Below are 8,826 nucleotides of genomic sequence, written 5' to 3'. Positions count from 1 at the left end.
GTGGTGAGGGACAGTCCCATGAACGGCAGTTCACGGACGCCGAAGCCGCGATTGCGGATCAGCGCGCCGAGCACGGCAGCGAACCTGGTCTCGGCGGGACGCCGACCCGCCCACGTCGGCTGCGCGGAGGGCCCTGGAGTGGCGACGCGGGGCAGCGAGCGGACGCGGGGTGTGCCCGAGCGCTACGGTCATGGCCGGCCGTACAGCACCCGTCGACGTGGACCGTCCCGGGCCCACGCGCCCTGTGCGTCCGGACCATCTTCTGGGAGACAAGCCTGTGGCGTTCAGGCGCCCGGAAGGAAGAGACAGAACGGATGGCCGTGAGGGTCGCGGAGGACCCGCACGTCCTTCTGCGGCTGAACCTCCTGCAGCGTCGCACCGAGGGAGCAAGCCCGCTCGGTCTCCGTCTCCAGGTCATCGACCTGTAGGTCCAGATGCGCCTGCATCTGCTGAGTACCCGGACGCTGTGGCCATACGGGCGGAGTGTGATCAACCTCCAACTGGAAACTGAGGCCGGGGCGTTCCTGCCCCGGAGCCCTCAGACGGACCCACTCCGGCTCGCGGTCGACCTCCTCCCAGCCCAGAAGGGCGCGGTAGAAGTCGGCCAGGGCGGGTGGATCGGGGGTACCGAGGACAAAGGCACCGAGCGTCGTCGTCATATCTGCAGCCTTTCCCCGGCTCTCGTCCTCATTCACCTGGCGTCCGCGATCACCCTCGTTTGGCGAATGAGGACGTCGCGGAGTGTCACCGGTAGCTCGCCATGGGCGGGCGCGCCACAAGCGATGGGCGGGTGCCGACGCGGACATGTGCGCGGACGTCGGTCGGTCAACTGCGGGGTGTGGACGGACGTGTCTTTCGGCCCGGCGCTGAGAACACGCGGGATGTGGCGGCTGTGTCTGCGTCGGGGTTCCCGTGCGGTCGGTGCAAACGAACCGGCAGTAGCAGAACCAACGGTGACGTGTCGGAGCCGGGGGACGGAGTCAGGCGGCCGGGTCGGGAACATTCAGTCCGGCCGGCACAGTTGCATGATCGAGGGACCGGCACCGCAGGGGCGGGGACACGGAGACCACGCGGTCGCCCGCTCCACCTGAATCCGGGCCCCAAGATCGCGGTAGGCCTGCCGCGCGCCTTACTTCTGCAGGAGGACTGTTTCATGACTGACCGACCCTTGACGTTGATGGCAGTACACGCACATCCGGACGACGAGGCCACCGGAACCGGAGGGGTCCTCGCGCGGTACGCGGCGGAAGGCATCCGCACGGTTCTGGTGACGTGTACCGACGGCGGTTGTGGTGATGGGCCAGGGGGTGTCAAGCCGGGTGATGCCGGGCATGATCCGGCGGCCGTCGTCTTGATGCGCCGGCAAGAACTCGAGGCGAGCTGTGACGTCCTGAAGGTCAGCGATCTGGAGATGCTGGACTATGCCGACTCCGGGATGATGGGCTGGCCGAGCAACAAGGCCCCGGGATCCTTCTGGCAGACCCCAGTGGAGGAAGGTGCCGCCCGGCTTGCGGAACTCATGCGGCACTATCGACCTGATGTGGTTGTCACCTATGACGAGAACGGCTTCTACGGCCACCCCGACCACATCCAGGCCCACCGCATCACGATGGCGGCGTTGGAGATGACCGGGCTTACGCCGAAGGTGTACTGGACGACGATGCCCCGCTCGGCGATGCAGCGCTTCGGGGAGATCATGCGCGAGTTTCATCCGGACATGCCGGAGCCGGATCCTGCCGAGGCCGCCGCGATGGCCGAGATCGGCCTCCCCGACGATGAGATCAGCACGTGGGTGGACACCACCGCATTCAGCGGGCAGAAGTTCGATGCGCTGGCCGCGCACGCCAGTCAGGGCGAGAACATCTTCTTCCTCAAGATGGGCAAGGAGAGGTTCGGCGATCTGATGGGCATGGAGACCTTCGTACGGGTCAAGGACGCCGACGGTGCGGCCGTACCTGAGAACGATCTCTTCGCCGGCCTGCGCTGATCCGCCCGACCGCCCGCCCGACCGAGGCGGGTGGGGGAGCCGGACAGTCGGTGCGGAGTCGCGCGCGTCGTCGTCCCTCGGGGCCTCAAGGTCTGCGGCAGCAGCCCCGGGTCCCCGCCGATGACCGCGGACAGTGCCGAACAGGGGTGGCTGCATCGGTGCGGCCACCCCTGCCCTGGCGCAGCCGGATCGGACCGGTGCCTGGTCGGTGCATCGGCGCGGCGCTGGTCGCCTGCGGCTGCTGGACCAGGACGTGGCGTGGTGAGGCAAGATCGGCCGGCCGGCAGGCGTCGGGTCGCTCCTGACCGCAACGGAGGTGGGCGCCGCGAGGGTGGCCGAGCGTGTCCTGCCCGATCCGCTGGGTGGAGAACAATCCCGTTGTGGGTGGTGTGCGTGAGACGGAATGATCCTGTGCGATGACGAAGCCGACAGGATCTCCGAATGCCGCGCCGGACGGCCGGGCCGGAATCGACGCTGCTCTGGTGGGCCGCCTTGTGCGGGCCCAGTTCCCGCAGTGGGCCCACCTGCCCGTCGTGCCGGTCGCCGTTGACGGGTGGGACAACCGCACGTACCGGCTCGGCGAGCAGATGACCGTACGCCTGCCGACCCAGGCCGCCTACGTCCCGGCCGTCGACAAGGAGAACACCTGGCTGCCTCGTCTGGCACCGTACTTGCCCGTGCCCGTCCCGCAGATCCTGGGCCGGGGCGAGCCCGGTGAGGGCTATCCGCACCCGTGGTCGGTGCGTGGCTGGATCGATGGGGAGACCGCGTCCGTGGGCCAGATCGCGGATCTGCCTCGGTTCGCCGAGTCCGTCGCCGATTTCCTTCTCGCCCTGCACAAATGTGACACCACGGGTGGTCCGGTCGCCGGTGCCCACAGTTTCCATCGGGGTGCTTCGCCGGCCTTCTACGACGAGGAGACCCGGCGCTGCCTCTCCGTGCTCGACGGGTATGTCGACACCGCACACGCCCGCGCGATCTGGGACGAGGCTCTGGAGGCGGAGTGGGCGGGCCCGCCGGTGTGGTTCCACGGCGATATCGCCGAGGGGAACCTGCTCGTCTCCGGTGGCGAATTGACCGCCGTCATCGACTTCGGGACGTCCGGTGTCGGTGACCCGGCCTGCGATCTCGTGATGACCTGGGGGATGTTCACCGGTAGGAGCCGTGAGGTATTCCGGCGGGCTGTCAGCCAGGACGAGGGGACCTGGGCGCGGGCCCGGGGCTGGCTCACGTGGAAGGCGCTGCTCGTCCTCGCCGAGAACATCGGGGGCGATGCGGCGAAGGCGGAGTCCAGTCGGCGGGTTCTCGTCGAGGTGATGTCGGACCATCGCCGCGCCTGATCCCGGACCGGCGACGCCCGTACGCCATGCCCCGGCGTTGCCCGAGGGGCGACCTCGGTGGCGCGGCCGGCCCGGGATCGGATCCGGGCCGCCGACGCCCCTTCGAGTGACCTCGCGACAGGGCGCCGCCGGATCGTCGGAGCAGGAATCGCGTGGTCACGCGCTCATCGGGTAGCGGTTCCATGAGGAGATCCCGGAAGGGTCGTCCATCAGAGGAGCACGACGTGGAACTCGCCTACTGGCTGCTCACCCCCGCTCAGCGGGGAAACACCGCGACGCGAGTGGACCGCCGCCATGCCGACGGTGCCGCGTGGTCCACGGGCAACGACGTCCGCCCCCTGGTCCACGGAGCGGCGTATTTCGCCGAGCTGCTCGAGGCCGTGCGGGCGCAGCAGGCCGGAGACCTGCTGATGTTCACGGACTGGCGGGGTGACCCGGACGAACTGCTGGACGGTTCGGAAAGCTCCATCGGTGACGTGCTGTGCGACGCCGCACGTCGCGGTGTGATCGTCAAGGGGCTGGTGTGGCGCTCGCACCTGGACCGGTTCCAGTTCAGCGAACAGGAGAACTACCACTTGGGGGAGGAGATCGAGGAGGCAGGTGGCGAATGCCTGCTCGACATGCGGGTGCGGCCGGGCGGCTCGCACCACCAGAAGTTCGTGGTGCTGCGCCACCCGGGTCGGCCCGAGCGGGACGTGGCCTTCGTCGGCGGCATCGATCTGTGCCACAGCCGTCGGGACGACGCCAGTCACCAGGGTGACCCGCTGGCGCAGCCCATCGCCGACGCCTACGGTCCCCGCCCGCCCTGGCACGACGGGCCCGCCGTCGGCGACGTCGAGGCCACGTTCCGTGAGCGGTGGACGGACCCGGCACCGCTCAGTCGCAGCCCGAGCAGCCGGCTGCGGGCGGCTCTGCGCAGGGAGGACACGAAGGCGGACCCGCTGCCGGAGCAGCAACCCGACCCCGAGCCGCGCGGTTCGCACACGGTTCAGATCCTGCGCACCTACCCGAACCGCGCGCTGCGGGGCTACCCGTTCGCTCCCGACGGGGAGCGCAGCATCGCCCGCGCCTATGGGAAGTCCCTGCGGCGGGCACGTGAGCTGATCTACCTGGAGGATCAGTACCTCTGGTCGGAGGTCGCCGTCCGGCCCTTCGCGCGGGCCCTTGCGGACCATCCCGGCTTGCGGATGATCGCCGTCCTGCCGCCGCTGCCGGACCAGGAAGGCCGGATCAGCACACCGATGAACCTGCTGGGCCGGGTCCGGGCCCTGGAAGTCCTGCGACAGGCGGGCGGTGACCGGGTGGCCGTCTACAGCCTGGAGAACCACGCCGGCACACCGGTGTACGTCCATGCCAAGGTCTGTGTCATCGACGATGTCTGGGCGTCGGTCGGCTCCGACAACGTCAACCGGCGCTCCTGGACGCACGATTCGGAGCTCAGCTGCGCGGTCCTCGACGAGACCCGTGACTCGCGTGAACCCATGGACCCGGGCGGCCTGGGTGACGGAGCGCGGGTCTTCGCGCGCGAGCTGCGGTTGTCATTGAATCTCGAACACCTTGATCGTGAGGGGGACCGGGAGGCGGCAGCGCTCTGCGACCTGGGCCGCGCCTTTGCGGCTTATGCCGACTCGGCCGCCACTTTGGACGCCTGGCACGACGGCGGCCGCCACGGTCCTCGACCGTCGGGACGGTTGCGCACCTATCACCCGCCGCGCTTGTCCCGCGTCACCAGGACCCTGACCGACCCGCTCTACCGGATCATCGCCGATCCTGACGGTCGCCCGAGCTCTCTGCGTCGGCACGACGCCTACTGACCTGGCCCGTCCCGCCGTACCTCATCCGTACCCGGCCTACCGGGACGGGTGATCGTCGGACCGGTGCGGGTTCGGCATCCGCCCCTTCCGGTGACGTGCTGCCACGTGCCCGGATGGCGTGCCGCGCTTCGTCGACCCCTCGGGGTAGCGTGACGACGGCAGGGGGATCGGGCGGATGGAGGCGGATTCGTGGCATCCAGTGGAGCAGCGCACAGCGACGTCATCGTCATCGGAGCCGGCCTCGCCGGACTGGCCTGCACCGCGGATCTCCTGCGGGCCGGGCTCACCGTGCGGCTGCTGGAGGCGTCGGACGCGGTGGGTGGGCGGATGCGTACCGACACCGTGGACGGATTCCGCCTCGATCGGGGCTTCCAGGTATTCAATACCTCCTATCCGCAGGTGAAACGACGACTCGACCTCGCCGCCCTGAGACTTCGACCCTTCACCCCGGGCCTCCTGCTGGACCACGACGGCGAGCGCGTCCGGCTGGGCGATCCGACCCGACGCCCGCACCCCGTCGCCGACCTGATCCCCGGACGCTTCGCCTCCGCACGCGACCTGGGGGCTCTTGCCCTTTTCAGCGCACGGGACCTGCTGGCACCTCCGGCGCTGTTGCGCCGAGGCCCGGAGAGGACGACGCGGGCCGCGCTGTCCGCAGCCGGTGTCTCCTCCGCGCTCATTGAAACTCTCCTTCGCCCGTTCTTGGCCGGGGTGTTCCTCGAGGACGGCTTGGAGACCTCCAGCCGCTTCTTCCACCTGGTCTGGCGCAGCATGCTGCGCGGCAGCCTGTGCCTGCCCGCGGCAGGCATCCGGGCGGTGCCCGATCAGCTGGCCGCCGCCCTGCCCGGCGGCACTGTGCGCCTGCGGTCCCCGGTGCTGGAGCTGCAGGACGGCGGGGTCGTCCTGGGCGACGGCACGAGCCTGAGCGCGGGCACCGTGGTGGTGGCCACCGGCGCGAGCGCCGCACACGCGCTGCTGCCCACACTGAAGATCCCTGCCGGACGCAGCGTCACCACGCACTATCACGCGGCCGCTCGTTCGCCCCTCGCCGAGCCCACCCTCCTCGTCGACGGGGCCGGGATGCTGCTGCACACCTCGGTCCTGACCGAGGTCGCGCCGACCTACAGCACCGACGGACGGGCGCTGATCTCGAGCTCGCTGCTCGCCCCCGAGACCCCCGGTCAGGAGGCCGCGGTGCGCTCCCGCCTCGCTGAGCTCTACCGCACCGACACCAGCGACTGGGAACACATCGGCTGTCGTACCGTCATCGACGCGCTGCCCGCCATGACGAGTCCGCATCCCTTGATGCGCGGCACCCGGCTGGAGCCGGGTCGCTACATCTGCGGTGATCATCGCGCCACGGGATCGGTGCAAGGAGCGCTCGCCTCGGGCAGCCGGGCCGCCCGTGACATCCTCGCTGATCGGCGTCAGGGCGCCTGACCGGCCCGTCGCGGCCCGATCGATGCCTCCACGCGGTGACCGTGGCGGCCGCAAGGGCGGCACTTGCTGCGCGCGGGCCGGCGAAAGCATGGCCGGCCCGCATGTCGTCGTCCGCCGCGGGGACTGGCAGATGTCCTGGCACGACTCGGGCACCTGCAACCGTCGTGCGCAGCGCCACGGCCGAGGGGTGAGGTCACTGCGCGATGGGGCGGGGCCGGATGCAGCCCGACCTGCTCAGGTTCCTGCCTGCAGTCGCAGGCCCGTCAAGGTCAGCTCGAGGGCGGAGCGGAACTGGTCGGCGTCGTCGTGGCCGTCGAACTCGTCGACGATCTCGTGCACGAACGGGAACTCCGCGGGGTCCAGGCTCCGCCAGGCGTGGGCGTATCGGCCGAGGAACTCCTCGCGGCCCACGGTGCCGTCGAGGATCTCCTGGGGCGGCTCCTGCCCCATGTCGATGGCGGAGCCGACGACGACCCCGATGATCGCGGACACGGCGTGGAACCGCTGGCGCGCATTGAGTTCAAGACGCAGGGTCTGCTGGCCCAGCCGTTCGTACAGGCGCAAGGAGTTGCTCTGGGTGTCGGTGTTGCGCATGAAGTAGGCGCCCAGCCAAGGCCGCTCCACGATCGCGTCGAACAGCGTCAAGGCCATCTGGCGAAGGTCGTCGATCGGGTCGTCGCTGCCGGGGAGTCCTTCGACGTCAGCCAGTGCCGCGCCGATCACGTGGTCGGTGGCGCGGTCGAGCAGCTCATCCTTGCTCGCGACGTACCAGTAGATGCTGGCGACGCCGCCGCCGAGGCGCTGCGCGAGCGCCCGGAACGTCAGCGCCGGCGCTCCGGCCTCGTCGAGCAGGGCCACCGCCTCGGTGAGCACGGACTCCATCGAGTGGGAAGCCCGTCGACGCCCCTGACCCGGGCGGTTCTGCAGGCGTGTCATGGCTCACATCCCATCGCGTCTTGCACAGCATCGAACGTTGTTCTATCGTAACTCATCGTACGCCGTTCGATAGCCGAACGCCGTTCGATCGGAGGATCGCCATGACTACCGCCACGCTGCAACCCCCGTCGCGCACCTACCCGTCCCTACGCGCGGCGTGGATCCCCCTGGCTGCCCTGTGCCTGGCCTTCTTCGTCGAGATGGTCGACAACACGCTGCTGTCGATCGCGCTGCCCACGATCGGCCGCGACCTCGGCAGCGGGACGACCGCGCTGCAGTGGGTCACCGGCGCGTACTCACTGACCTTCGGCGGCCTGCTGCTCACCGCCGGGTCCATGGCCGACCGGCTCGGCCGCCGCCGGGTGCTGCTGGTCGGACTTGCCGTGTTCGGCTCGCTGAGCCTGTGCGTCGTCCTCGTCACCACGGCAGGCGAGCTCATCGCCCTGCGGGCCGCACTCGGCATCGCCGCCGCGGCGATGGCCCCGATCACGAACTCCCTGGTCTTTCGCCTGTTCGACGACAAGGCCCTGCGCATGCGCGCCATGACGCTGATGATCATCGTCGGCATGTCCGGCTTCGTCCTGGGGCCCCTGCTCGGTGGCACCGCGCTGGCCCATGTGCGGTGGGAGTGGCTGCTGGTCGTCAACGCTCCGATCGCAGTGATCGCGTGCATCGGCGTCCGACTGGGCGTACCGGCCGACCGACCGGAAGGCCTGACCAAGGACGCGCTCGACCTGCCCGGCGCCGTCCTGAGCGTCACCGCCATCGGCCTCGCCTGCTACTCGCTGACCAGCGGTGTCGAACACGGCTGGCTCTCCGCGATCACCCTCGCATCGATCGCGGGCGCCGTCGCGGCCGCGATGGCGTTCGTGCGGCACGAGCGCCGCAGTGCGGCACCCATGCTGGATCTGCGCCTCTTCTCCAACGGGACCGTCCGTGGCGCCGCCATCGCGCAGATCGGGACGTCCATCGCGATGGCCAGCGTGATGTTCGGGCTGATCCTCCACTTCCAGTACGCCTACGGCTGGAGCCCGGTGCGGGCCGGACTGGCCAACCTGCCGATCATCGTGACGATGATCGCCGCGACCCCCCTGTCCGAGTGGCTCGCGCGGCGGTTCGGCCACCGCATCGCCTGCCTGGTCGGCGCGGCCTGCCTGGCCGGCTCGCTCGCAGGTCTCGCCTGGGGCGTCGACCACGGGTACGCCGCCATCGCCGTCTGCATGGTGGTCATGACCGTGGGACTGCGCACCGTGATGACGATCTGCGCGGTCGCACTCGTCGACGCGATGCCGAGCAACCGCACCTCCAT

7 protein-coding genes are annotated in these 8,826 nt (G+C 69.9%); 5 read left to right on the top strand and 2 right to left on the bottom strand.

Going from position 1 to position 8,826, the window contains the following annotated elements; all coding sequences use genetic code 11:
• Positions 1–284 precede the first annotated feature (284 nt).
• Complete coding sequence (locus tag O3X23_RS42925) at positions 285–659, bottom strand: VOC family protein (RefSeq protein ID WP_269280523.1); 375 nt, start codon at positions 657–659, stop codon at positions 285–287.
• Positions 660–1,153: 494 nt separating this feature from the next.
• On the opposite strand from O3X23_RS42925, the gene O3X23_RS42920 reads away from it, so the two are divergent.
• The 4 genes from O3X23_RS42920 (at position 1,154) to O3X23_RS42905 (ending at position 6,581) form a co-directional block, all read left to right on the top strand.
• The gene (locus O3X23_RS42920; RefSeq protein WP_269280520.1) at positions 1,154–1,987 is read left to right on the top strand and encodes a PIG-L family deacetylase; all 834 of its coding nucleotides are present in this window, start codon (positions 1,154–1,156) and stop codon (positions 1,985–1,987) included.
• A 416-nt stretch (positions 1,988–2,403) separates the two neighbouring features.
• Positions 2,404–3,327 carry an aminoglycoside phosphotransferase family protein gene (locus O3X23_RS42915; protein WP_269280517.1) on the top strand — a complete coding sequence of 308 codons (924 nt, stop codon included), beginning with the start codon at positions 2,404–2,406 and terminating at the stop codon, positions 3,325–3,327.
• A gap of 224 nt (positions 3,328–3,551) precedes the next feature.
• Positions 3,552–5,141 (top strand): phospholipase D family protein, encoded by a 1,590-nt coding sequence (locus O3X23_RS42910; protein ID WP_269280513.1) that lies wholly within the window; start codon positions 3,552–3,554, stop codon positions 5,139–5,141.
• Between the two features lie 189 nt (positions 5,142–5,330).
• A complete protein-coding gene (locus O3X23_RS42905) occupies positions 5,331–6,581 on the top strand; it encodes an NAD(P)/FAD-dependent oxidoreductase (protein WP_269280510.1) in 1,251 nt (416 codons plus the stop codon).
• A 234-nt stretch (positions 6,582–6,815) separates the two neighbouring features.
• On the opposite strand, the gene O3X23_RS42900 is transcribed toward O3X23_RS42905, so the two are convergent.
• On the bottom strand, positions 6,816–7,463 hold the full coding sequence (locus tag O3X23_RS42900; RefSeq protein WP_269280535.1) for a TetR/AcrR family transcriptional regulator: 648 nt from the start codon (positions 7,461–7,463) through the stop codon (positions 6,816–6,818).
• A gap of 155 nt (positions 7,464–7,618) precedes the next feature.
• On the opposite strand from O3X23_RS42900, the gene O3X23_RS42895 reads away from it, so the two are divergent.
• A partial coding sequence (locus tag O3X23_RS42895; RefSeq protein ID WP_443048152.1) for an MFS transporter occupies positions 7,619–8,826 on the top strand: 1,208 nt, incomplete at its 3' end.

The sequence above is a fragment of the Streptomyces sp. H39-S7 genome (genome assembly GCF_027158205.1).
Classification (GTDB): domain Bacteria; phylum Actinomycetota; class Actinomycetes; order Streptomycetales; family Streptomycetaceae; genus Actinacidiphila.
Note: the sequence above shows the minus strand (reverse complement) of the source record. Positions and strands in the feature narration are given on the sequence as shown.